The sequence below is a fragment of the Enterobacter sp. PGRG2 genome (genome assembly GCF_030291195.1).
Lineage (GTDB): Bacteria > Pseudomonadota > Gammaproteobacteria > Enterobacterales > Enterobacteriaceae > Enterobacter_D.
This window is the reverse complement of record NZ_CP127837.1, coordinates 2,947,421-2,972,554: the sequence shown is the minus strand read 5'-3', so window position 1 is coordinate 2,972,554 and position 25,134 is coordinate 2,947,421. Positions and strand designations below refer to the sequence as shown.

The following is a 25,134-nucleotide window of genomic DNA, read 5'->3' as shown; positions in this document are numbered from 1 at the left end:
CAAAAAAAAACGGGAGCCTTTCGGCTCCCGTTGTGCATATAACCCGCCTGGCGAATTACATGTGGCTGATGATCGCGTCACCAAACTCTGAACATTTCAGCAGCTTAGCGCCTTCCATCAGACGTTCGAAGTCATAAGTTACGGTTTTGGCAGCAATCGCGCCTTCCATACCTTTGACGATCAGGTCTGCGGCTTCGAACCATTCCAGGTGGCGCAGCATCATTTCAGCGGACAGGATCACGGAACCTGGGTTCACTTTATCCTGGCCTGCGTATTTCGGCGCAGTACCGTGGGTCGCTTCGAACAGGGCGCATTCGTCGCCGATGTTCGCGCCCGGTGCGATACCGATACCGCCCACCTGGGCTGCCAGCGCATCAGAGATATAGTCGCCGTTCAGGTTCATACAGGCGATCACGTCGTATTCAGCCGGACGCAGCAGGATCTGTTGCAGGAACGCATCGGCAATCACATCTTTAATGATGATTTCTTTGCCGGTGTTCGGGTTCTTGATTTTCTGCCACGGGCCGCCGTCGATCAGCTCGCCGCCGAATTCTTCTTTCGCCAGCTGGTAGCCCCAGTCTTTGAAAGCGCCTTCGGTGAACTTCATGATGTTGCCTTTGTGAACCAGGGTCACAGAGTCGCGATCGTTGGTGATCGCATACTGGATCGCTGCACGCACCAGACGTTTGGTCCCTTCTTCAGAACACGGTTTCACACCGATACCACAATGTTCCGGGAAGCGGATTTTCTTCACGCCCATTTCGTCGCGCAGGAATTTGATGACTTTTTCAGCTTCGGCGCTGTCTGCTTTCCATTCGATACCGGCATAGATGTCTTCAGCGTTTTCGCGGAAGATCACCATGTCGGTCAGGTCAGGACGTTTAACCGGGCTTGGCACGCCTTCATAATAACGTACCGGACGCAGGCACACGTACAGATCCAGCTCCTGGCGCAGGGCCACGTTCAGGGAGCGAATGCCGCCGCCTACCGGGGTGGTCAGCGGGCCTTTGATCGCCACGCGGTATTCGCGGATCAGATCAAGGGTCTCTTTTGGCAGCCAGACGTCCTGGCCATAAATCTGGGTGGATTTTTCACCGGTGTAAATTTCCATCCAGGAAATCTTACGCTCACCTTTGTAGGCTTTTTCCACAGCGGCATTAACCACCTTCAGCATAGGCGGGGTCACGTCCACACCGATCCCATCGCCTTCGATGAACGGAATAATCGGATTATTGGGAACGTTGAGTTTGCCGTTTTGCAGGGTGATCTTCTGACCTTCCGTCGGAACAACTACTTTGCTTTCCATTCACCTCTCCTTCGAGCGCTTCTGGTTATGACTGATTTTTTGTTAATGAATTGTAATGAGCCTGTCAATACTAACTGATTGTTGGGTTTCATGAAAGGCACTCGTTCTTCGGTTATAATGCGGCAATTGATAACTTCTGAAAATACCATGCTAAAAACTTCTAATAGAAATCACCGGGTTAAGCGATTCAGCTCACAACATACTGCTAAGCGCCCCACGGAAAGCGGGCCGAAACGGGTCATCCTGTTCAATAAACCCTACGATGTGTTGCCACAGTTCACCGACGAAGCCGGACGCCGTACGCTGAAGGATTTTATTCCGGTGGCGGGCGTCTATGCCGCCGGTCGTCTCGATCGTGACAGCGAAGGGTTACTGGTGCTGACCAATGATGGCGCGCTTCAGGCGCAGCTAACGCAGCCTGGTAAACGCACTGGCAAAATCTATTATGTGCAGATTGAAGGCGAACCGAATGACGAGGCGCTGGCCGCGCTGCGTAACGGCGTGACGCTTAACGATGGCCCTACCCTGCCCGCAGGCGTGGAGGTAGTGGCTGAGCCTGAATGGCTGTGGCCGCGCAATCCGCCGATCCGCGAGCGTAAAGCCATTCCCACCAGTTGGCTGAAAATCACCCTCTATGAAGGCCGTAACCGTCAGGTGCGTCGTATGACTGCCCATGTGGGACACCCTACGCTGCGGCTGATCCGTTATGCGATGGGTGCATACACGCTGGATTCTCTTGCTAATGGCGAGTGGCGCGACGCCACCAAATAAGGACAACACTATGTTTAAACCACATGTTACCGTCGCCTGCGTTGTCCATGCGCAGGGCAAATTTTTAGTGGTGGAAGAAAAAGTCAGGGGCAAGGCCACCTGGAACCAGCCTGCCGGGCATCTGGAAGCCGATGAAACCCTTGTGCAGGCGGCAAAACGCGAACTCTATGAAGAAACCGGCATCATTGCCGACCCGCAGCACTTTATCCGCATGCATCAGTGGATCGCCCCTGACCGCACGCCCTTCCTGCGTTTTCTGTTCGCCATTGAACTTGACACTCTGTGCGCTACTGAACCCCATGACAGCGATATTGACCGCTGCCTGTGGGTCAGCGCCGAGGAGATCCTCACCGCCGACAACCTGCGCTCCCCGCTGGTTGCGGAAAGTATTCGTAGCTGGCAGAGCGGGCAGCGCTACCCGCTTGCGCTTATCGGTGAATTTAACTGGCCGTTTACAGGGGATGCCTGAGTCGCTAACGCGTGATAGAATACGCCGCCTTGAAGTTCAATGTCGTGAGTATTCTATGTCTGATAGCCCAAAAAAAGTGATCGTCGGCATGTCCGGCGGTGTCGACTCTTCCGTCTCTGCTTACCTGTTACAACAACAGGGCTATAAAGTGGAAGGCCTGTTCATGAAGAACTGGGAAGAAGATGACGGCGAGGAATACTGCACTGCCGCCGCCGATCTTGCCGATGCGCAGGCGGTGTGCGACAAACTCGGCATCGAGCTGCATACCGTTAACTTTGCCGCAGAATACTGGGATAACGTGTTTGAGCATTTCCTGGCGGAATATAAAGCCGGGCGCACCCCGAACCCGGATATTCTGTGCAACAAAGAGATCAAATTTAAAGCCTTCCTCGAATTTGCCGCTGAAGACCTGGGCGCGGATTATATCGCCACCGGCCACTACGTGCGTCGCGCGGATGTCGATGGCAAAAGCCGTCTGCTGCGAGGTCTGGATGGCAACAAAGATCAGAGCTATTTCCTCTACACCCTCGGCCACGAACAGATCGCGCAAAGCCTGTTCCCGGTGGGCGAGCTGGAAAAACCGCAGGTGCGTCAGATCGCTGAAGAGCTGGGGCTGATCACCGCGAAGAAAAAAGACTCCACCGGTATCTGCTTTATCGGTGAGCGCAAATTCCGCGAATTCCTTGGCCGTTATCTGCCTGCCCAGCCGGGCAAGATCGTGACCGTCGACGGTGACACCATCGGCGAGCACCAGGGCCTGATGTATCACACGCTGGGTCAGCGTAAAGGTCTGGGCATTGGCGGCACCAAAGAAGGCAGCGAAGATCCGTGGTACGTGGTCGACAAGGACGTTGAAAACAACGTGCTGATTGTCGCTCAGGGCCACGATCATCCGCGTCTGATGTCGGTGGGTCTGATTGCCCAACAGCTGCACTGGGTGGATCGTCAGCCGTTAACCGGCACGCTGCACTGCACCGTTAAAACGCGCTATCGCCAGACGGATATTCCCTGCACGGTGACGGCGCTGGATGAAGACAGGATTGACGTTCGCTTTGACGAACCTGTTGCTGCCGTTACCCCTGGCCAGTCCGCGGTATTTTACCTGGGCGACGTGTGCCTTGGCGGCGGCATCATTGAGCAGCGTCTGCCGCTGCCCGTTTAACGCCTGATTAAAGCGAAAGTAAGGAGACAAGGTGGCAAAAAATTATTATGACATCACGATAGCGCTGGCGGGAATTTGCCAGTCAGCCCGCCTGGTGCAGGAGCTTGCACATCACGGGCATTGCGATGCCGACGCGCTGCATGTGTCGCTTAACAGCGTGATTGATTTAAGCCCGGACTCCACGCTCGGCGTGTTTGGCGGCAGTGAAGCCAACCTGCGCCTCGGCCTTGAAACCCTGCTCGGCGTGCTGAATGCCGGCAGCCGTCAGGGACTGAATGCGGAACTGACGCGCTATACCCTGAGCCTGATGGTGCTGGAGCGTAAACTGGCCGCCAGTAAAGGCACGATGGACACGCTGGGAAGCCGCATTGACGGCTTACAGCGCCAGCTCGATCATTTCGATTTGCAGTCCGACACCCTGCTAAGCAGCATGGCCGCTATCTATGTGGACGTGATCAGTCCCCTCGGCCCGCGCATTCAGGTTACCGGTTCCCCGGCGGTGCTGCAAAGTTCGCAGGTGCAGGCGAAAGTGCGCGCTGCCCTGCTGGCCGGGATCCGTGCCGCGGTGCTGTGGCACCAGGTTGGCGGCGGCCGTCTGCAATTAATGTTTTCCCGTAATCGCCTGTCCACGCAGGCTAAACAAATTCTTGCTCATTGTTAACTCCCGGAGTTGTGACCTATGGAATTATCCTCACTGACCGCTGTATCCCCTGTCGATGGACGCTACGGCGATAAAGTCAGCGCGCTGCGCGGGATTTTCAGCGAATACGGTTTGCTGAAGTTTCGTGTACAGGTAGAAGTTCGCTGGCTGCAAAAGCTGGCCGCGCATGCAGCTGTCAAGGAAGTTCCAGCTTTTGCTGCCGACGCAAACGGTTACCTTGATAAAATCGTCGCTGAATTTAATGAAGCCGATGCCGCGCGCATTAAAACCATCGAACGCACCACCAATCACGACGTAAAAGCGGTGGAATATTTTCTGAAAGAGAAAGTGGCGGATATCCCTGAACTGCATGCCGTGTCTGAGTTCATTCACTTCGCCTGTACCTCGGAAGACATTAATAACCTGTCTCACGCCCTGATGCTGCAAACCGCCCGTGAAGAAGTGGTGCTGCCATACTGGCGTAAACTGATCGACGCGGTGAAAGACCTGGCGGTGCAGTATCGTGATATCCCGTTGCTGTCACGCACCCACGGCCAGCCGGCCACGCCGTCAACCATGGGTAAAGAGATGGCGAACGTCGCCTACCGTATGGAGCGTCAGTACCGCCAGCTCACGCAGGTGGAGATCCTTGGCAAAATCAACGGCGCGGTGGGTAACTACAATGCCCACATTGCCGCCTATCCGGAAGTTGACTGGCACCAGTTCAGCGAAGAGTTCGTGACCTCGCTGGGCATTCAGTGGAACCCGTACACCACGCAGATCGAGCCGCACGACTACATTGCCGAGCTGTTTGACTGTATCGCCCGCTTTAACACCATCCTGATCGATTTCGACCGTGATGTGTGGGGCTACGTGGCGCTGAACCACTTCAAACAGAAAACCATCGCCGGTGAAATCGGTTCCTCCACCATGCCGCATAAAGTGAACCCGATTGACTTCGAAAACTCCGAAGGCAACCTGGGCCTGTCTAACGCGCTGTTGCAGCATCTGGCGAGCAAACTGCCGGTGTCCCGCTGGCAGCGCGATCTGACCGACTCCACCGTACTGCGTAACCTCGGCGTGGGTATCGGCTATGCGTTGATCGCCTATCAGTCGACGCTGAAAGGCGTGAGCAAACTGGAAGTGAACCGCGAACGTCTGCTGGACGAGCTGGATCATAACTGGGAAGTGCTGGCAGAGCCGATCCAGACGGTGATGCGTCGTTACGGTATCGAGAAGCCGTATGAAAAACTCAAAGAGCTGACCCGCGGCAAACGCGTGGACGCTGAAGGCATGAAGCAGTTTATCGACAGCCTCGAACTGCCGGAAGACGAGAAAACCCGTCTGAAAGCCATGACGCCTGCCAATTACATTGGTCGCGCCGTCACCATGGTTGATGAGCTGAAGTAATTTCCCTGCCCTTCGCCCCCTTCCCGCCCGGAAAGGGGGCTGTTTAGTAAATGTTTATGCCTTGCGTACCATAATCCGCGTTAAACTCATCTTATCAAAGACAAAAGCGAGGCCAGACAATGCGCGTACTCGTTGTGGAAGACAATGCCCTTCTGCGTCACCATCTCAAAGTTCAGCTTCAGGAACTGGGCCACCAGGTTGACGATGCCGAAGATGCAAAAGAAGCGGATTACTATTTAAACGAGCATATTCCCGATATTGCGCTGGTGGACCTCGGCCTGCCGGATGAAGACGGACTGTCGCTGATCCGCCGCTGGCGCAGCAATGAGGTGTCGCTGCCGGTACTGGTGCTGACCGCCCGTGAAGGCTGGCAGGATAAAGTCGAAGTGCTGAGCGCCGGCGCGGATGACTATGTCACCAAGCCGTTTCATATTGAAGAAGTGGCGGCGCGGATGCAGGCGCTGATGCGCCGTAACAGCGGGCTGGCGTCGCAGGTGATCTCCATGCCGCCTTTCCAGGTGGATCTCTCCCGCCGTGAGCTGTCGGTGAATGGCGAAGTGATCAAACTTACCGCCTTTGAATACACCATTATGGAAACGCTGATCCGCAACAGCGGCAAAGTGGTCAGCAAAGATTCGCTGATGTTGCAGCTTTATCCGGATGCGGAACTTCGTGAAAGCCACACCATCGACGTGCTGATGGGCCGTCTGCGCAAGAAAATTCAGGCGCAGTACCCGGTGGATGTGATCACTACCGTTCGCGGTCAGGGCTACCTGTTCGAACTGCGCGAATGAGAAAACTGCTGCGTCGCCTTTTACCGCTCTCGCTGCGGGTACGTTTTCTGCTGGCTACCGCCGCCGTGGTGATGGTACTGTCGCTGGCCTATGGCATGGTGGCGCTGGTGGGTTACAGCGTCAGCTTTGATAAAACCACCTTCCGCCTGCTGCGTGGCGAAAGCAATCTGTTCTATACCCTCTCCCGCTGGGAAAATAATCAGTTCAGCATTGAGATCCCTGAAAATCTCAATCTGCAAAGCCCTTCCATGGCGCTGATCTACGACCGCCACGGCAAACTGCTGTGGGCGCAGCGCGAGGTGCCCTGGCTTATCAAACGTATTCGTCCGGAATGGTTACAGGCTAACGGCTTTCATGAAATCGAAGCGGATGTGGATGCTTCGCGTCTGCTGCTGAGCAGCGACCACGACGCACAACAACGTCTACAGGCGATCCGTGAGGATGACAGCGACAGCGAAATGACGCACTCGGTGGCGATTAATGTCTATCCCGCCACGCCCCGTATGCCGCAGTTAACCATTGTGGTAATCGACACCATTCCCATTGAGCTTAAGCGCTCTTATATGGTGTGGAGCTGGTTTATTTATGTGCTGTCCGCCAACCTGTTGCTGGTGATCCCGCTGCTGTGGATCGCAGCCTGGTGGAGCCTGCGCCCCATCGAAGCGCTGGCGGGCGAGGTACGCGAGCTGGAAGAGCACCACCGGGAACGGCTGAACCCGGAAACCACCCGCGAGCTGACCAGCCTGGTGAGCAATCTCAACCGTCTGCTGAAAAGCGAGCGGGATCGCTATGACAAATACCGCACCACCCTGACCGACCTCACCCACAGCCTGAAAACGCCGCTGGCAGTGCTGCAAAGCACCCTGCGCTCGTTGCGCAGCGAAAAGCTGACGGTCAGCGAAGCGGAACCGGTGATGCTGGAGCAGATCAGCCGCATTTCGCAGCAGATCGGCTATTACCTGCATCGCGCCAGTATGCGCAGCGGCAATATGCTGCTGAGCCGTGAATTACACCCGGTCGCCCCGCTGCTGGATAATCTCACCTCGGCGCTGAATAAGGTTTACCAGCGTAAAGGCGTGGATATCAGCCTCGATATTTCGCCGGAGATCAGCTTTGTCGGCGAGCAGACGGATTTTATGGAAGTCATGGGCAACGTGCTGGATAACGCCTGTAAATATTGTCTGGAGTTCGTGGAGGTTTCGGCGCATCAGCACGATGATCGGCTGCATATCATAGTGGAAGACGACGGTCCCGGCATTCCCGCCAGCAAGCGTGACCTGGTATTTGACCGCGGCCAGCGGGCAGATACGCTGCGTCCCGGCCAGGGCGTGGGCCTGTCGGTAGCCCGCGAAATCGTCGAACAGTATGACGGTAAGATCCTGGCGGGAGAAAGTCTGCTCGGCGGCGCGCGCATGGAAGTGGTTTTTGCCCGCCAGCAGCTCATATCCGCTGATAATTAGAGCATCCTCAGAAAATAAGCGCCGCCGCTACACGCAGCCTGTCATCCTTCCGTTATAATCCGTTTCAGGTACGTAAGCCCTGGAAAATTATATGGACTACCATTTAACGTTAGACTGGCCCGACTTTATCGCACGCTACTGGCAAAAACGCCCTGTGGTGCTGAAGCGGGGTTTTGCAAATTTTGTCGATCCACTTTCGCCGGACGAACTGGCGGGACTGGCTATGGAAAGCGAAGTGGACAGCCGCCTGGTGAGCCATCAGGAGGGGAAATGGCAGGTCAGCCATGGTCCGTTTGAGAGCTACGATCACCTCGGCGAAACCAACTGGTCGCTGCTGGTACAGGCGGTGGATCACTGGCACCAGCCAACCGCGGCGCTGATGCGCCCCTTCCGTAAGCTGCCTGACTGGCGTATTGACGATTTGATGATCTCCTTCTCCGTGCCCGGCGGCGGCGTGGGCCCGCATTTCGATCAGTATGACGTGTTTATCATTCAGGGTACCGGCCGCCGCCGCTGGCGGGTGGGCGAGAAAGTGCCGATGAAACAGCACTGCCCGCATCCGGATCTGTTACAGGTCGATCCGTTCGATGCCATCATCGATGAAGAGATGGAGCCGGGCGATATTCTCTATATCCCGCCGGGATTCCCGCACGAAGGCTATTCGCTGGAAAATTCGATGAACTATTCGGTGGGCTTCCGCGCGCCGAGTGGCCGCGAGCTGATCAGCGGCTTTGCCGATTATGTGCTGCAACGGGAACTGGGCGGGCTTCGTTACACCGATCCTGACGTGCCGTCCCGCGAACACCCGGCGGACATTCTGCCGCAGGAGCTGGATCGTGTACGCGCTACCATGCTCGATCTGATCAATCAGCCGGAGCATTTCCAGCAGTGGTTTGGCGAGTTTATTTCCCAGTCGCGTCACGAGCTGGACGTCGCGCCGCCGGAACCGCCGTATCAGCCGGATGAGATCTACGATGCGCTGCAACAGGGCGACAAACTGGTGCGTCTGGGCGGGTTACGGGTGTTGCGCATTGGGGATGATGTCTTTGCTAACGGCGAGAAGATCGAGTCGCCGCACCGTCCGGCGCTGGCAGCGCTTGCCAGCCAGATGGTGATCACCGCCGACACGCTGGGCGACGCGCTGGAAGATCCCTCTTTCCTCGCGATGCTCGCCGCGCTGGTGAACAGCGGCTACTGGTTCTTTGAAGATTAAGATGTGAATATGATGCCCGGTGGCGCTGCGCTTACCGGGCCTACAACGGTATGGTCGAACGTAGGCCGGGCAAGCGCAGCGCCGCCCGGCGATACTACTCTTCCCGCCGTTCTCCCGCGGACAAATCCGCCACCTCACCCGCCCAGTCCAGCGGATAAATGCCGTCCCGCACATCACGATGAAAAGTTGAATACGGCCAGTCGCTCACCCGCGCCACCCAGCCATGCTTTACCGGGTTGATATTGATGTAATCCCGATGCCGCCGGAAATCCTCCTCGTCCCGCAATGTATGCTCCCAGAATCGTGGTTGCCAGATATCGCGGCTGTTCAGCGAACGGGTAAACATTTTCTTAAGATCCCGCCAGCGGCCGGAAAAATCGCTGTCGTTTTCCGGCAGCGTCCAGATGCAGTGCATGTGCTCGGGCAGGATCACCCAGGCGTCAATATGAAAGGGTTTGTGATGTTTAACAAAGGACGTTGCGCGGCGCAGCAGAGCAATGTGACGAATCAGTAGATCGCTTTGTCGGTTTTTCAGGTTAACGGTAAAAAACCAGCTGCCACCGGGGATGTAGTGCCGACGATAATTTGACATGCGGTAATCCTTTACCTGGGGGAATTGTGATGCCCGGTGGCGCTGCGCTTACCGGGCCTACAACGGTATGGTCGTCCCAATCCGGCATTAATGGCTTTTCGCCGTTAACTCCGCAATACGCACGATCACTTTCACCGCTTTCTCCATGCCTTCCAGCGTCACGAATTCATGTTTGCCGTGGTAGTTATAGCCGCCGGTGAAGATGTTCGGGCAGGGCAATCCCATAAAGGACAACTGTGCACCGTCGGTGCCGCCGCGGATGGGTTTCATCACAGGTTCGATATCGCAATCGCGCATTGCCTGCTGCGCGATGTCAATGATGTGCGGAAACTCGGCGACTTTCTCGCGCATATTGTAATAGCTGTCTTCGATCACCAGTTCAATGTAACAATCCGGGTGCAGCCCTTTGCCGACCTTTTTGGCGATCTCCATCATCTTACGTTTGCGCGCCTCAAAAGCCTGGCGGTCAAAATCGCGAATGATGTAGTGCATCTCGGCGCGATCCACCGTCCCTTTGATGCTGGTCAGGTGATAGAAACCCTCATACCCTTCCGTCTGCTCCGGGCTTTCCGCGGGCGGCACTTCTGCATGAATGCGGCTCGCCAGAGAGAGGGCATTGACCATTACCCCTTTCGCCGTACCGGGATGGACGTTGTTGCCGACGATTTTGATGGTTACCGATGCCGCGTTAAAGTTTTCAAACTCCAGCTCGCCCACGCCGCCGCCGTCAATGGTATAGGCCCAGCGGGCGTCAAAGGCTTCGACGTCGAAGTGCTTCGCGCCTTTACCCACCTCTTCATCCGGCGTGAAGGCCACGCGAATATCACCGTGAGGAATGTTTTTATTAATCAGCACCGACAGCGCGGTCATGATCTCCGCCACGCCCGCTTTGTCATCGGCCCCAAGCAGGGTTTTGCCGTCGGTGGTGATCAGCGTCTGGCCCAGCAGCTGATGCAGCACCGGGAACATCACCGGGGATAACACTTCATCGCCCACGCGAAGCGCAATATCCCCGCCGCGATAGTTCTCGACAATCTGCGGATTGACGTTTTTACCGGTGAAATCGGGCGAGGTATCGACATGGGAAATAAAACCAATGGCAGGAATATCGCCAGGCACGTTAGCCGGCAGGGTTGCCATCACCGTGCCTTTTTCGCTCAGGGTGACGTTAACAAGCCCCATTTCTTCCAGCTGGTCTTTCAGCAGCTGCAACAGCTTCCATTGCCCTTCGGTACTGGGAACCTGTCTGACGCCCGGTTTTGATTGTGTATCCAGCGAAACATAGTGCAAAAAACGCTCTAGTAATTTATCCATGCGGGCCACCCTCACTATTTGAGACAACATTATTGATAAGCGTGAAAACAGAAATATTGCGTCAGGTCACTTTTACCCGTGCAAACGAGAATTTTTTAGCTTTCGCGACCCCAGACCTAAGCATGGTTGAGAAATTCCACCTCTGAAAGGGAATATCTTACAAGGATTGGCGATTTCAGTGGTTTGCCGTAGAATGCCAGGCCTCATTAATGTGTCAAACCCTAAGGTGGTTAATCACAAACCCCGCAATGGTAAGCCATCCATTGCGTCTACACGGGACAGAGTAAAAAATTGAATACACAAACGCGTTCGCTTTCGCCGCTGGTGCACCTGGCGGGGATTCGGAAAAGCTTTGATGGTAAAAATGTCATTTCCGATCTTAATCTCACCATCAATAATGGCGAATTTCTGACACTGCTTGGCCCTTCTGGCTGCGGTAAAACCACAGTGCTGCGCCTGATTGCCGGACTGGAAAATGTCGATGCCGGTCATATCCATCTCGAAGATCAGGACATCACCCAGGTTCCGGCTGAACACCGCCACGTCAATACGGTTTTTCAAAGCTACGCGCTTTTCCCGCATATGACGGTTTTTGAAAACGTCGCCTTTGGCCTGCGAATGCAAAAAACGCCAGCCGATCAAATTACTCCCCGCGTGACCGAAGCCCTGCGCATGGTGCAACTGGACAGCTTCGCCGAACGTAAACCGCATCAGCTATCCGGCGGACAACAGCAGCGCGTCGCCATCGCCCGTGCGGTGGTCAATAAACCGCGCCTGTTGCTGCTTGATGAATCCCTCTCCGCGCTGGATTATAAACTGCGCAAACAGATGCAGAACGAACTGAAAGCCCTGCAACGTAAACTGGGCATCACTTTTGTGTTCGTAACCCACGATCAGGAAGAAGCGCTGACCATGTCCGACCGCATCGTGGTGATGCGCGAGGGTAAGATCGAGCAGGACGGCACGCCGCGTGAAATTTACGAAGAACCAAAAAACCTGTTTGTCGCCAGCTTCATCGGCGAGATTAACCTGTTCAACGCCACGGTGATCGAACGTCTGGACGAACAGCGCGTGCGCGCCAGCGTCGAAGGCCGCGAATGCATTATCCACGTCCATTTCCCGGTAGTAAAAGGCCAGCGCCTGAATGTCATGCTGCGCCCGGAAGATCTGCGCGTGGAGGAGATCAACGACAGCCGCGAGGTGGACGGTCTGATTGGCTTTGTGCGCGAGCGCAATTACAAAGGCATGACGCTGGAGTCGGTGGTGGAGCTGGAAAACGGCAAAATGGTGATGGTCAGCGAATTCTTTAACGAAGACGATCCGGATTTTGACCACTCGCTGGATCAAAAGATGGCCATCAACTGGGTGGAAAGCTGGGAGGTCGTACTGCCTGATGAAGAACACCAGTAAATTCCAGAATGTGGTGATCGCGACCGTCGTCGGCTGGCTGGTGCTGTTTGTTTTTCTGCCCAACCTGATGATCATCGTCACCAGTTTTTTAACCCGCGATGACGCCTCCTTTGTCAGTCTGGTGTTTACGCTGGACAACTATTCGCGTCTGCTCGATCCGCTCTATTTCGATGTGCTGTTGCACTCGCTGAATATGGCGTTGATCGCCACCCTCGCCTGCCTCGCGCTCGGCTATCCCTTCGCCTGGTTTCTGGCCAAGCTGCCGCAGAAGGTGCGCCCGCTGCTGCTGTTTTTGCTGATCGTGCCTTTCTGGACCAACTCCCTGATCCGCATTTATGGCCTGAAACTGTTTCTCAGCACCAAAGGCTATCTGAATGCGTTTCTGCTGTGGCTGGGCGTCATTGATACGCCGCTGCGTATCATGTTCACGCCGGGCGCGGTGATCATCGGGCTGGTGTATATCCTGCTGCCCTTTATGGTGATGCCGCTGTGGTCGAGCATTGAAAAACTCGACAAACCGCTGCTGGAGGCCGCCCGCGATCTGGGCGCCAGTAAGCTGCAAACCTTTATCCGCATTATTATTCCGCTGACCATGCCGGGTATTATCGCAGGCTGTCTGCTGGTGATGCTGCCGGCGATGGGGCTGTTTTACGTCTCAGATCTGATGGGCGGCGCGAAAAACCTGCTGATTGGCAACGTCATTAAAAGCCAGTTCCTGAACATTCGCGACTGGCCGTTCGGCTCCGCCACCAGCATTACGCTGACGGTGGTGATGGGCCTGATGCTGCTGGTTTACTGGCGGGCGATGCGTTTTCTGAATAAAAAGGTGGAGCTGGAATGATCGGTCGCCTGCTGCGCGGCGGTTTTATGACCGCCATTTACGCTTATCTTTATATTCCGATCATTATTCTGATCGTCAATTCCTTTAATCAGGCCCGTTTTGGCATTAACTGGCAGGGCTTCACCACCGACTGGTACAGCCTGTTGATGAACAATGACAGCCTGTTACAGGCCGCCCGCCACTCGCTGACCATGGCGGTGCTGTCGGCTACCTTTGCCACGCTGATTGGCTCCCTGACGGCGGTGGCGCTCTACCGTTACCGTTTTCGCGGCAAACCTTTCGTCAGCGGCATGCTGTTTGTGGTGATGATGTCGCCGGACATCGTGATGGCGATTTCGCTGCTGGTGCTCTTTATGCTCATCGGCATTCAGCTGGGCTTCTGGTCGCTGCTGTTTTCGCACATCACCTTCTGCCTGCCGTTTGTGGTGGTCACCGTCTATTCGCGGCTGAAAGGGTTTGATGTGCGAATGCTGGAGGCGGCGAAGGATCTCGGCGCCAGCGAAGTGACCATTCTGCGCAAAATCATTCTGCCGCTGGCAATGCCTGCGGTGGCGGCTGGTTGGGTGCTGAGCTTTACCCTGTCGATGGATGACGTGGTCGTCTCGTCTTTCGTCACCGGGCCTGGCTATGAAATTCTGCCACTGAAGATCTATTCAATGGTGAAAGTCGGCGTGTCACCGGAAGTGAACGCGCTGGCGACTATTCTGTTAGTACTCTCGCTGGTTCTGGTGATCGCCAGCCAGCTTATTGCACGTGATAAAACCAAATCTCAGGGGACGTTAAAATGATCAAATGGTCACGCCACCTGCTCGCTGCGGGCGCTCTGGCAATGGGAATGAGCGCTGCTCACGCGGACAACAATACGCTTTACTTCTACAACTGGACCGAGTACGTGCCGCCAGGCCTGCTGGAACAGTTCACCAAAGAGACGGGGATCAAGGTGATCTATTCGACCTATGAGTCGAATGAAACCATGTATGCCAAGCTCAAAACCTACAAAGACGGCGCGTACGATCTGGTGGTGCCCTCCACCTATTTCGTCGATAAAATGCGCAAAGAGGGCATGATCCAGAAGATTGATAAAACGAAGCTCACCAACTTCCATAATCTCGATCCGGACATGCTGAACAAGCCCTTCGATCCGCAGAACGACTATTCCATTCCCTATATCTGGGGCGCGACCGCCATTGGCGTGAACAGTGAGGCTATCGATCCAGCCACCATCACCGGCTGGGGCGATCTGTGGAAACCGGAATACAAAAGTAGCCTGCTGCTGACCGACGATGCCCGCGAGGTGTTCCAGGTGGCGCTGCGTAAACTGGGGCTGTCCGGCAACACCACCGATCCCAAAGAGATCGAAGCGGCATATCAGGAGCTGAAAAAACTGATGCCAAACGTGGCGGCGTTTAACTCGGATAATCCGGCGAACCCGTACATGGAAGGCGAAGTGAATCTGGGTATGGTCTGGAATGGCTCAGCTTATGTTGCCCGTCAGTCCGGCACACCATTGCAGATCGTCTGGCCGAAAGAAGGCGGGATTTTCTGGATGGACAGCCTGGCGATCCCGGCCAACGCCAAAAACGTCGAGGGCGCGCTGAAGTTAATCAACTTCCTGCTGCGTCCGGACGTGGCGAAGCAGGTGGCGGAAACCATCGGCTACCCGACCCCAAACCTTGCCGCGCGTAAGCTGCTGGCCCCGGACGTGGCGAACGACAAATCGCTGTATCCGGATGCGGACACCATCAGCAAAGGCGAATGGCAGAACGATGTCGGCGCAGCCAGCGCCATTTATGAAGAGTATTACCAGAAGCTGAAAGCCGGGCGGTAACCTTCTCCAGCCTCTCCCGCAGGGAGAGGCTGCACCATCTCACAAACCTTTCAATAGCTTGTCCACATATTCCGGCACCACCACGCTTGCCAGCCCGTAATGCTTCTCCTCAAATTCGCTGCCGACCTGGCTTGGCTCCAGATTAAGCTCCACCGTATGCGCCCCTTGCAAACGCGCCTCATGCACAAAGCCCGCGGCAGGGTAAACATGCCCGGAGGTGCCGATGGCGATAAACACGTCGGCCATCGCCAGCGCGCTGTAAATCTCATCCATCCCCAGCGGCATTTCGCCAAACCACACCACGTGCGGGCGTAAGGTGGACGGAAACTGGCAGCAGTGGCATTTGTCTTCCGGCGTGATATCACCGGTCCACTCCAGCACCTGGCCGCTGGTAGTGCAGCGCACTTTCAGCAGTTCGCCGTGCATGTGCAGCACGTTTTTATTGCCGGCGCGCTCATGCAGGTTATCGATATTCTGCGTCACCAGCAGAAAACGATCGCCCAACGCGGCTTCAAGCTCTGCCAGGGCGAGGTGCGCGGCGTTGGGCGCGATCTCGGGCAGCTGCAGCTGGCGACGGCGGGCGTTATAAAACGACTGCACCAGCGCCGGATCGCGGGCGAATCCTTCCGGCGTGGCCACGTCTTCGACATGATGTTCTTCCCACAGGCCATCGGCCGCGCGGAAGGTGCGAATACCTGACTCGGCGGAGATCCCCGCTCCCGTCAGTACCACCACTCTCGGTTTTTCCATCACTTCGGGCACCACTCTGTCTCTGAAAAAAATTCGCTGGCGTAAACGCTCATGCAGACGACGTTTGTTACGGCGAAAACGGCTTAGACGATGTAACCGGCGCGACTGCATAGCAACCTCTTTAGGCTAGTCGGTGAGGTGAAGGAAGGCCGCTCCGCGCATCCCGCCGGCATCGCCATGACGCGCGCGTTCAATACGCGGCAGTCGGGCAACGGGCAGCAGATGCGGCGGTAAGCGGTCGGCGATAAGGGTGGTCAGCGCAGAAAAATTCGATAACCCTCCGCCTATCACCAGCAAATCGGGATCCACAATCGTCAGTATATTGCCAAGGCACACCGCGAGCAGATCCGCGTAGCGCGCCACATGGGCGCGCGCCCTGGCATCCCCCTGCTCATAGAGCGCGATAATTTCCGGGGAGGATAAGGATTGATCGTAGAAGTGTTGGTACAACCATGCAAAGCCGCGACCGGAAAGATAGTTCTCAATACAGCCGAGTTTGCCGCAGCCGCAGCGGGTCAGCGGGAAGTCGAAGCCGACCACATCAAAGGCATCGACCGGGAGACGGATATGCCCAAACTCACCGGCGATATAGCTGCGTCCGGTAATGGATTTGCCGTTCAGCACCAGACCGCCGCCAACGCCGGTGCCGAGGATCAGCCCCATCACCAGCGGGTATTGCTTAAATTCATCGTCCCAGGCTTCCGACAGCGCAAAGCAGTTGGCGTCGTTATCCAGACGGACATCGCGCGCCAGCAGCGCCGAGAGATCCGCGCGCAGCGGTTTACCGCTGGCGGCCGGAACGTTGGCGGCGTACAGCGTGCCGTCTGCGGTTTCCGGCATGCCGGGGATGCCGATGCCGACGGAGCCTTTGACGCCATAGCGTTCATCGGCTTCCAGCACCAGCGACGTCACCGCTTTAAGAAAAGCGTCATAACCTTCACGGGGCGTGGCGACACGGGTTTCATGGCATAACCGCCGGTCAGCGTCGAAAACGCCCATCGCAATTTTTGTACCACCAATATCAAATCCGTAATACATCGCCACTCCTTGTTGGTTATTGGCCGCTCAGCACCCTCGCCGGATCGATATTGCTGGCGCGACGGGCCGGATACCAGCTGGCGAGCAGGCTCAGCACCAGCGCCGTAACCAGCACGTACACCACATCCAGCGCATGCAGTTCTGACGGCAGAAAATCAATAAAATAGATGTCGCCGGAGAGGAACTGATGGCCGATCAGACGTTCGATGCCGTTCATGATCGGCGTGAGATTCAACGACACCAGCACGCCAATCACCACCCCACACAGGCTGCCGAACAGTCCGGCCAGCAGACCATACCAGACAAAAATGGCGCGGATCAGGCCGTCTTTCGCCCCCAGCGTACGCAGCACCGCGATGTCCCGGCTCTTGTCTTTTACTGCCATCACCAGCGTGGAGACGATATTGAAACAGGCGACGCCGATCACCAGCACCATCGCCAGATACATAATGGCGCGGATCATCTGAATGTCCCGGTACATATAGCCATAAGTGCCGATCCAGCTTTTGATATAAACGTAGCTGTTGGTCACTTCTCCGGCGTCACGCACCAGCTTTTGCGCATTGAAGACGTCATTCACTTTCAGCGCGATACCCGTGACGCTGTCACCCATATCCAGATACTGCTGCGCATCCTGCATCGGGATCATGGCAAAGCTGTGATCGAGCTGACCGCTCAACTGCAAAATACCACTGACGTGCAGCCGCACGCGCTTCGGCTGTTGCAGTTTGTGATCGGCGCTGGCGTTCGGGATCATGATCGACACCCAGTCGCCCTGCTTCACCTTCAGCGCGTCGGCGACGCCCTTACCGATGATGATCTGCTGTTCACCGGCTTTAAAGCCAGACCAGGCGTTGTTCTGCACAAAGCGTGGCAACGCGCTGAGCCGCGTTTCCTGCTGCGGATCGACGCCTTTCACCTGGATGGCGCGCAGGTTAGCGCCGCTCTCCACCAGCCCGGTAAAGTTAATATAAGGGGCGGCGGCCACGATGCCCGGCACTTTTTCGACTTTCGTCAGCGCCTCGTTCCAGTTAGTCCACGGCTGGTTAACCGCTTCGATTTCACCGTGCGGCACCACCGCCAGAATACGGTTGTTAAGCTCACGCTCGAAGCCGTTCATCGCGCTGAGACCGACAATCAGTACCGCTACGCCGAGCGCAATGCCGACGGTTGAGATCACTGAAATAAGCGATACCATGCCGCTGCGACGTCGGCCACGGCTGAACCGCAGCCCAATCAGAAGGGATAAAGGCGAGGCCATTACTGCGCTCCCATTAGCGTCAGATCGGCGGTCAGGCGACCATCACGCATTTCGAGCTGGCGATTCATGCGGCGCGCCAGTTGCAGATCGTGCGTCACCACCAGGAAGGCGGTGCCCTGCATCTTATTCAGCTCACCGAGCAGGGCAAAAATACTGTCGGCATTGCGCGCATCAAGGTTACCGGTCGGCTCATCCGCCAGCACCAGTCGCGGTTTATTCACCAGCGCACGGGCGATAGCCACACGCTGACGCTCGCCGCCGGACAGCTCGGAAGGCCGGTGTTTCGCACGGTGTTCCAGCCCCACGGCGGCCAGCATTTCCCGGGCGCGTCGCTCGATTTCCGCCGGTTTATGTTTGCCAATCAGCAACGGCATCGCCACGTTTTCCTGGGCGGTAAAGTCCGGCAGCAGGTGGTGAAACTGATAGATAAAGCCCAGTTCGCGGTTACGCAGCTCGGCTTTGGCAGTGGACGACAGTTTGCTCATCCGCTGATCGTCAAAAATCACATCGCCGGAGGTGGGAGTGTCCAGGCCGCCCAGCAGATGCAGTAAGGTACTTTTGCCGGAGCCGGAGCTGCCGACAATCGCCATCATTTCACCCTGACCCACGCTGAAGCTGACATCGTGCAGCACATCCGTTTGCACGTTCCCTTCCTGATAGCGTTTGCACAGGTTGTCACATTGCAACAGGATCTTATTCATAACGTAAAGCCTCAGCGGGTTGGGTGGCGGCGGCGCGCCAGGAAGGGTAAAGCGTGGACAGCAGCGCGATGGCCATCGCCACCAGCGCAATAACGATCACCTGTAACGGCTCGATCACCACCGGCAATGCAGCGCCATCCAGCAATGCGCCAATGATCGGCATGAGATTATTGAGCTGGCTGGCAAGCAGCGCGCCCAGTAGCGCGCCGAGCAGCGCGCCGATGATCCCGGCGCTGGCGCCCTGCACCATAAACACCGCCATGATCTGGCGCGGCGTCAGGCCCTGGGTTTGCAGAATGGCGACCTCGCCCTGCTTCTCCATCACCATCAGGCCGAGAGAGGTAATGATGTTAAAGGCCGCGACAGCGACGATCAGGCTCAGCAGCAGCCCCATCATGTTTTTTTCCATGCGCACCGCCTGGAACAGTTCGCCTTTGCGATCGCGCCAGTCGTGCCATGCGGTGCCCTGGGGCAGCGTTTGCTGGCTGAGTTCGTCGACTTTCAGCGGCTCGTTAAGCCACAGACGCCAGCCGGTGATATTCCCCGCCGGATAGCGCATCAGGCGCGAGGCGTCCTGAATGTTCACCAGCATCTGGTAACCATCCACTTCGCTGTTGGCGGCGAAGGTGCCGATCACCGTAAACAGGCGCTGGCTGGGCAGACGCCCCATCGGCGTGAACTGACTGGCGGAAGGGACCATTACGCGCAGCTGATCGCCACGGTTAACGCCCAGTTGCCCGGCCAGCTGTTCGCCGAGAATGATGTTGTACTTGCCCGGCTGCAAATCGTTTTGCTGTACGTTGACAAGGAAGGGCGTAAGCGGATCTTTCTGCGCCGGATCGATGCCAAGCATGACGCCCACCGATACACTGCGCGCGCTTTGCAGCACCACATCGCCGGTGGTCAGCGGCGCGGTGCGGTTGACGCCCGGCAGACGGGCGGCGCTTTCCGGCACTTTTTCAGGATCCAGTGAGCCATGATCGGCACTCAGCACGGCCTGCGGCATCAGCCCCAGAATATTGTTTTGCAGTTCACGTTCGAAGCCGTTCATCACCGATAGCACCGTTACCAGCGCCATCACGCCGAGCGTAATGCCAATGGTGGAAAGCCAGGAGACAAAGCGACCGAAGCGGTCGACTGCACGCCCGCGCATGTAGCGAAGGCCTATGAATAGTGCGACAGGTTGATACATGAAATCCGTCTGGTAGCTATGAGCAGACTTGGGAGTATATAAGCGAAACCGGGGATGGTAAATCGCTTAAACGTGAAGAATTGTCGCGAATGCACTTAAAAAGTTCTGAAAAATCAAACCACTATTCCATTAAATGCGCGCAGTGGCTGCAAAGTTACGTTTAATATTGTTCCGAAAATTGCGCCAGCCCGTCCAAATCCAGACCTTTACGCATTACCGCTGTCTCCTCTCATCATCACAATTAACGCCTGAACTTGGATATAACAGGCACGTGGTAAGCATGAAACAAAAAGCACTATGGATTAACCAGATCAAAGGGTTGTGTATCTGTCTGGTGGTGATTTACCACTCGGTAATTACGTTTTATCCGCACCTGGAAGGGCTGCAACATCCGCTGTCGGAGACCCTGTCCAAGTGCTGGATCTATTTTAATTTGTACCTCGCCCCCTTCCGTATGCCGGTGTTTTTCTTTATTTCCGGCTACCTGATCCGCCGGTATGTGGAAGAAGTACAGTGGGAAGGCTGCATCGATAAACGGCTGTGGAGTATTTTCTATGTGCTGGCGCTGTGGGGCGTGGTGCAGTGGCTGGCGATTGGCGCGTTAAACGAATGGCTGGCGCCGGAACGGGATCTCAGCGCCACCGCCAACGCCGCCTATGCCGGATCCTTTACCGGCTTCCTGCACGGTATGCTTACTGCCAGCACCAGCCTGTGGTATTTGTATGCGCTGCTGGTCTATTTCGTGCTCTGCAAGGCGCTGCAACGCTGGAAAGCGCCGGTAATGGGCTTACTGGTTATCCTCTCCGTCGCCATTAATTTCCTGCCGCTGCCCTGGTGGGGTCTGAACAGCGTGGCGCGCAATATGATCTATTACAGCCTGGGCGCGTGGTATGGCGTGGCGGTGATGGACATCATTAAAAACGTGCCGCTGCGCCGCTATGCGCTGTGGCTGGGGATCGCTCTGGTGGCGGCGGTGCTGCTGTGGTTTAAAAACGTGCCGCTGCTGCTGTCGCTGTTCTCCATTGTGCTGATCATGAAGCTGTTTTTGCAGCTGGAGCAGCGATTCCCGCCGGGCGACAACAATCTGCTTAATGTAGTGGGTTCTAATACCATCGCTATTTACACCACTCACCGTATTCTGATTGAAGGCTTCAGTCTGGCGCTCATCCCGCTGCTTAATCAGGCGCGGTTGCCGCCGATGGTGGAACTGGCGCTGCTGCTGGTGTATCCCTTTATCAGTCTGCTGATTTGCACCGCGGCGGGACTGCTGGTGCGCAAACTCTCGACGCGTCTGTTTGGCGATCTGTTCTTCTCGCCGCCGGTGGATTTACGTCCGGCAGTAGCCACCCGGTGACGGTTGCCTTTGCTAAAATGGCATGATCGAGGATAATAAACTGCATTGTGTTTCAGTGGCATGCCCCCATATCGGGGGCGTACCCTTAAGAGATCATGACATCCGCTATGCCTGAACAATTCCGTTATTCCCTGCCCTCAAGCGCGGGCGACCAGCGTCAGCTGGGCGAACTTACTGGCAGCGCCTGTGCCACCGAAGTGGCTGAAATCGTTGAACGTCATACCGGCCCGGTGGTACTGATCGCGCCCGATATGCAAAACGCGCTGCGTCTGCACGATGAAATCAGGCAGTTTACCGATCATCTGGTGATGAATCTGGCCGACTGGGAAACGCTGCCCTACGACAGCTTCTCGCCGCATCAGGAAATCATCTCCTCGCGCCTGTCGACGCTGTACCAGCTGCCCGCCATGCAGCGCGGTGTGCTGATCATGCCGGTCAACACCCTGATGCAGCGCGTTTGCCCGCACAGCTTCCTGCACGGTCACGCGCTGGTGATGAACAAAGGCCAGCGGCTGTCACGGGACGCGCTGCGCGCGCAGCTGGATAACGCGGGTTACCGGCATGTCGATCAGGTGATGGCGCACGGTGAATATGCCACCCGCGGCGCGCTGCTGGATCTCTATCCGATGGGCAGCGAACAGCCCTACCGTATTGATTTCTTTGATGATGAAATCGACAGTCTGCGTCTTTTTGACGCCGACACGCAGCGCACGCTGGAGGAAGTGGAGGCCATCAATCTGCTGCCTGCCCACGAATTCCCCACGGATAAAGCCGCCATCGAGCTGTTCCGCAGCCAGTGGCGCGATAATTTTGACGTGAAGCGCGATGCGGAGCACATCTATCAGCAGGTGAGCAAAGGCACCCTGCCGACCGGTATTGAATACTGGCAGCCGCTGTTCTTCAGCGAGCCGCTGCCGGCGCTGTTCAGCTATTTCCCGGCGAATACGCTGATTGTGAATACCGGCGATCTGGAAAGCAGCGCGGAGCGTTTCCAGAACGACACCCAGGCGCGCTATGAAAACCGCGGCGTCGATCCGATGCGACCGCTGCTGCCGCCGTCCCGCCTGTGGCTGCGCGCTGACGAACTGTTCGGCGCGCTGAAAGGCTGGCCGCGCATTCAGCTGAAAACCGACAAGCTGGCTGACAAAGCCGCCAACACCAATCTGGGCTATCAGACGCTGCCGGATCTGGCGGTGCAGGCGCAGCAGAAATCGCCGCTCGACGCGTTGCGTAAATTTATCGAATCCTTCAGCGGCCCGGTAGTGTTCTCGGTGGAAAGCGAGGGGCGTCGCGAGGCGTTAGGCGAACTGCTGGCACGCATCAAGATCGCGCCGAAGCGCATTCAGCGTCTGGATGAAGCGACCGGTAACGGGCGTTATCTGATCATTGGCGCGGCGGAGCGCGGCTTTATCGACACCCTGCGCAACCGGGCCTTGATCTGTGAAGGCGATCTGCTGGGCGAACGCGTGTCCCGTCGCCGCCAGGATAATCGCCGCACCATTAACCCGGATACGCTGATCCGTAACCTCGCCGAACTGCATCCCGGCCAGCCGGTTGTCCATCTGGAGCACGGCGTCGGACGCTATGCGGGAATGACCACCCTGGAAGCTGGCGGCATCAAGGGCGAATACCTGATGCTCACCTATGCCGGTGACGCCAAACTCTATGTGCCGGTTTCGTCCCTGCATCTGATTAGCCGCTACGCCGGTGGCGCTGAAGATAATGCCCCGCTGCATAAACTTGGCAGCGATGCCTGGTCACGGGCGCGGCAGAAAGCGGCGGAGAAAGTCCGCGATGTGGCGGCGGAACTGCTGGATATTTACGCCCAGCGCGCGGCGAAAAGCGGTTTCGCGTTCAAACACGATCGTGAACAGTATCAGCTGTTCTGCGAAGGTTTCCCCTTTGAAACCACGCCGGATCAGGCGCAGGCGATCAATGCGGTGCTCAGCGATATGTCTCAGCCGCTGGCGATGGATCGTCTGGTGTGCGGCGACGTGGGCTTTGGCAAAACCGAAGTGGCGATGCGCGCCGCCTTCCTTGCGGTGGAAAACCACAAGCAGGTGGCCGTGCTGGTGCCGACCACCCTGCTGGCGCAACAGCACTATGATAACTTCCGCGACCGCTTCGCCAACTGGCCGGTGCGCATTGAGATGCTCTCCCGCTTCCGCAGCGCCAAAGAGCAGGCGCAGATCCTGGAGCAGGTCGCCGAGGGTAAAATTGATATTCTGGTCGGCACGCACAAGCTGCTGCAAAGCGATGTGAAGATGCGTGACCTGGGACTGCTTATCGTCGATGAAGAGCACCGCTTTGGCGTGCGCCATAAAGAACGCATTAAAGCGATGCGCGCCGACGTGGATATTCTGACGCTGACCGCCACGCCGATCCCGCGCACGCTGAATATGGCGATGAGCGGCATGCGCGATCTGTCGATTATCGCCACCCCGCCCGCCCGTCGTCTGGCGGTGAAAACCTTCGTGCGCGAGTATGACGATCTGGTGGTACGTGAAGCCATGCTGCGTGAGATCCTGCGTGGCGGCCAGGTGTATTATCTTTATAACGATGTGGAAAACATTCAGAAGGCGGCGCAACGTCTGGCGAATCTGGTACCGGAAGCGCGTATCACTATCGGTCACGGACAGATGCGCGAGCGTGAGCTGGAGCGCGTAATGAATGATTTCCATCACCAGCGTTTTAACGTGCTGGTGTGCACCACCATAATCGAAACCGGGATCGACATTCCCACCGCCAACACTATCATCATCGAGCGGGCCGATCATTTTGGCCTGGCGCAGCTGCACCAGCTGCGCGGGCGCGTCGGGCGTTCGCATCATCAGGCCTATGCGTGGCTGCTGACGCCGCATCCGAAAGCCATGACCACCGATGCGCAGAAACGCCTCGAAGCCATTGCCTCGCTGGAAGATCTGGGGGCGGGCTTTGCGCTGGCGACCCACGATCTGGAGATCCGCGGCGCCGGGGAGCTGCTCGGGGAAGATCAGAGCGGTCAGATGGAAACCATCGGCTTCTCGCTGTACATGGAGATGCTGGAAAACGCGGTCGATGCGCTGAAAGCCGGGCGCGAGCCTTCTCTGGAAGATCTCACCAGCCAGCAGACGGAAGTGGAACTGCGTATGCCGGCGCTGATCCCGGATGATTACATTCCTGACGTGAATACGCGCCTGTCGTTCTACAAACGGGTGGCCAGTGCGAAAAGTGAGAACGAGCTGGATGAAATTAAGGTGGAGATGATCGATCGCTTCGGCCTGCTGCCGGATCCGGCGCGTACCCTGCTTGAGGTGGCGTTACTGCGTCAACAGGCGCAGCACCTGGGCATTCGCAAGATCGAAGGTAACGACAAAGGCGGCACTATTGAGTTCGCCGAGAAGAATCATGTGGATCCGGTGTGGCTGATTGGTCTGCTGCAAAAGCAGCCGCAGCATTTCCGCCTCGACGGGCCGACACGACTGAAGTTCTTCCAGGATCTCGGTGAGCGGAAAACCCGTATCGAATGGGTGCGTCAGTTTATGCAGAAACTGGCGGAAAACGCCGTCGCCTGAGATCACTGGCGCGCCGTCCCCGGGCGGCGCGCCAGCCTTTACAAACTCTTTGCACTTCCCCTGCATTTCCCGAC

General features: G+C 56.7%; 22 protein-coding genes. 14 read left to right on the top strand and 8 right to left on the bottom strand.

Annotated features, from left to right (window positions below; translation table 11 throughout):
- Positions 1-55: 55 nt before the first annotated feature.
- The gene (gene icd / locus QRD42_RS13180) at positions 56-1,306 is read right to left on the bottom strand and encodes an NADP-dependent isocitrate dehydrogenase (RefSeq protein WP_321987310.1); all 1,251 of its coding nucleotides are present in this window, start codon (positions 1,304-1,306) and stop codon (positions 56-58) included.
- A gap of 117 nt (positions 1,307-1,423) precedes the next feature.
- Here icd and rluE point away from each other — a divergent pair, with 117 nt between their 5' ends.
- The 8 genes from rluE (at position 1,424) to QRD42_RS13140 (ending at position 9,225) form a co-directional block, all read left to right on the top strand.
- Positions 1,424-2,077, top strand: a complete 654-nt coding sequence (gene rluE, locus QRD42_RS13175) for a 23S rRNA pseudouridine(2457) synthase RluE (protein ID WP_321988762.1) — start codon at positions 1,424-1,426, stop codon at positions 2,075-2,077.
- A gap of 10 nt (positions 2,078-2,087) precedes the next feature.
- Positions 2,088-2,546 carry an NUDIX hydrolase gene (locus tag QRD42_RS13170; protein ID WP_321987309.1) on the top strand — a complete coding sequence of 153 codons (459 nt, stop codon included), beginning with the start codon at positions 2,088-2,090 and terminating at the stop codon, positions 2,544-2,546.
- Complete coding sequence (gene mnmA / locus QRD42_RS13165) at positions 2,539-3,708, top strand: tRNA 2-thiouridine(34) synthase MnmA (protein WP_072568199.1); 1,170 nt, start codon at positions 2,539-2,541, stop codon at positions 3,706-3,708. Before QRD42_RS13170 ends, mnmA begins: the two co-directional genes overlap by 8 nt.
- A 31-nt stretch (positions 3,709-3,739) precedes the next feature.
- A complete protein-coding gene (gene hflD / locus QRD42_RS13160) occupies positions 3,740-4,369 on the top strand; it encodes a high frequency lysogenization protein HflD (protein WP_321987308.1) in 630 nt (209 codons plus the stop codon).
- An 18-nt stretch (positions 4,370-4,387) separates the two neighbouring features.
- Positions 4,388-5,758, top strand: coding sequence for an adenylosuccinate lyase (purB, locus tag QRD42_RS13155; RefSeq protein ID WP_072568197.1), 1,371 nt, complete (start codon positions 4,388-4,390; stop codon positions 5,756-5,758).
- 119 nt (positions 5,759-5,877) lie between these two features.
- A complete protein-coding gene (gene phoP / locus QRD42_RS13150; protein WP_321987307.1) occupies positions 5,878-6,552 on the top strand; it encodes a two-component system response regulator PhoP in 675 nt (224 codons plus the stop codon).
- The gene (gene phoQ, locus QRD42_RS13145) at positions 6,549-8,012 is read left to right on the top strand and encodes a two-component system sensor histidine kinase PhoQ (protein ID WP_318374525.1); all 1,464 of its coding nucleotides are present in this window, start codon (positions 6,549-6,551) and stop codon (positions 8,010-8,012) included. Before phoP ends, phoQ begins: the two co-directional genes overlap by 4 nt.
- 91 nt (positions 8,013-8,103) lie before the next feature.
- Positions 8,104-9,225, top strand: coding sequence for a cupin domain-containing protein (locus QRD42_RS13140; RefSeq protein ID WP_318374526.1), 1,122 nt, complete (start codon positions 8,104-8,106; stop codon positions 9,223-9,225).
- Between the two features lie 94 nt (positions 9,226-9,319).
- On the opposite strand, the gene QRD42_RS13135 is transcribed toward QRD42_RS13140, so the two are convergent.
- On the bottom strand, positions 9,320-9,817 hold the full coding sequence (locus tag QRD42_RS13135; protein WP_321987305.1) for an REP-associated tyrosine transposase: 498 nt from the start codon (positions 9,815-9,817) through the stop codon (positions 9,320-9,322).
- 87 nt (positions 9,818-9,904) lie between these two features.
- Positions 9,905-11,131, bottom strand: a complete 1,227-nt coding sequence (gene pepT / locus QRD42_RS13130; protein WP_321987304.1) for a peptidase T — start codon at positions 11,129-11,131, stop codon at positions 9,905-9,907.
- Between the two features lie 258 nt (positions 11,132-11,389).
- Here pepT and potA point away from each other — a divergent pair, with 258 nt between their 5' ends.
- From potA to potD, 4 genes are read left to right on the top strand one after another with little or no spacing between them, the layout of a single operon-like run.
- Positions 11,390-12,541, top strand: a complete 1,152-nt coding sequence (gene potA, locus QRD42_RS13125; RefSeq protein ID WP_321988761.1) for a spermidine/putrescine ABC transporter ATP-binding protein PotA — start codon at positions 11,390-11,392, stop codon at positions 12,539-12,541.
- Positions 12,525-13,382: a spermidine/putrescine ABC transporter permease PotB gene (potB, locus tag QRD42_RS13120; protein ID WP_318377127.1), complete on the top strand. Its 858-nt coding sequence runs from the start codon at positions 12,525-12,527 to the stop codon at positions 13,380-13,382. The genes potA and potB overlap by 17 nt, the downstream gene beginning before the upstream one ends.
- Positions 13,379-14,170 carry a spermidine/putrescine ABC transporter permease PotC gene (gene potC / locus QRD42_RS13115; RefSeq protein ID WP_072568189.1) on the top strand — a complete coding sequence of 264 codons (792 nt, stop codon included), beginning with the start codon at positions 13,379-13,381 and terminating at the stop codon, positions 14,168-14,170. The genes potB and potC overlap by 4 nt, the downstream gene beginning before the upstream one ends.
- Positions 14,167-15,210, top strand: coding sequence for a spermidine/putrescine ABC transporter substrate-binding protein PotD (gene potD / locus QRD42_RS13110; RefSeq protein ID WP_072568188.1), 1,044 nt, complete (start codon positions 14,167-14,169; stop codon positions 15,208-15,210). Before potC ends, potD begins: the two co-directional genes overlap by 4 nt.
- A 39-nt stretch (positions 15,211-15,249) precedes the next feature.
- Here potD and cobB read toward each other — a convergent pair whose 3' ends face one another.
- From cobB to lolC, 5 genes are read right to left on the bottom strand one after another with little or no spacing between them, the layout of a single operon-like run.
- On the bottom strand, positions 15,250-16,071 hold the full coding sequence (cobB, locus tag QRD42_RS13105) for a Sir2 family NAD+-dependent deacetylase (RefSeq protein WP_072568187.1): 822 nt from the start codon (positions 16,069-16,071) through the stop codon (positions 15,250-15,252).
- Between the two features lie 15 nt (positions 16,072-16,086).
- Positions 16,087-16,998: an N-acetylglucosamine kinase gene (nagK, locus tag QRD42_RS13100; protein ID WP_318364889.1), complete on the bottom strand. Its 912-nt coding sequence runs from the start codon at positions 16,996-16,998 to the stop codon at positions 16,087-16,089.
- Between the two features lie 16 nt (positions 16,999-17,014).
- Positions 17,015-18,259: a lipoprotein-releasing ABC transporter permease subunit LolE gene (gene lolE, locus QRD42_RS13095; protein WP_321987303.1), complete on the bottom strand. Its 1,245-nt coding sequence runs from the start codon at positions 18,257-18,259 to the stop codon at positions 17,015-17,017.
- Complete coding sequence (gene lolD, locus QRD42_RS13090) at positions 18,259-18,960, bottom strand: lipoprotein-releasing ABC transporter ATP-binding protein LolD (RefSeq protein WP_321987302.1); 702 nt, start codon at positions 18,958-18,960, stop codon at positions 18,259-18,261. Before lolD ends, lolE begins: the two co-directional genes overlap by 1 nt.
- Positions 18,953-20,152 (bottom strand): lipoprotein-releasing ABC transporter permease subunit LolC, encoded by a 1,200-nt coding sequence (lolC, locus tag QRD42_RS13085; RefSeq protein ID WP_072568183.1) that lies wholly within the window; start codon positions 20,150-20,152, stop codon positions 18,953-18,955. Before lolC ends, lolD begins: the two co-directional genes overlap by 8 nt.
- A gap of 280 nt (positions 20,153-20,432) precedes the next feature.
- Here lolC and QRD42_RS13080 point away from each other — a divergent pair, with 280 nt between their 5' ends.
- Both QRD42_RS13080 and mfd read left to right on the top strand, forming a co-directional pair.
- Positions 20,433-21,506, top strand: coding sequence for an acyltransferase family protein (locus QRD42_RS13080; protein ID WP_321987301.1), 1,074 nt, complete (start codon positions 20,433-20,435; stop codon positions 21,504-21,506).
- A 107-nt stretch (positions 21,507-21,613) separates the two neighbouring features.
- A complete protein-coding gene (gene mfd, locus QRD42_RS13075; protein WP_321987300.1) occupies positions 21,614-25,060 on the top strand; it encodes a transcription-repair coupling factor in 3,447 nt (1,148 codons plus the stop codon).
- Positions 25,061-25,134: the final 74 nt, after the last annotated feature.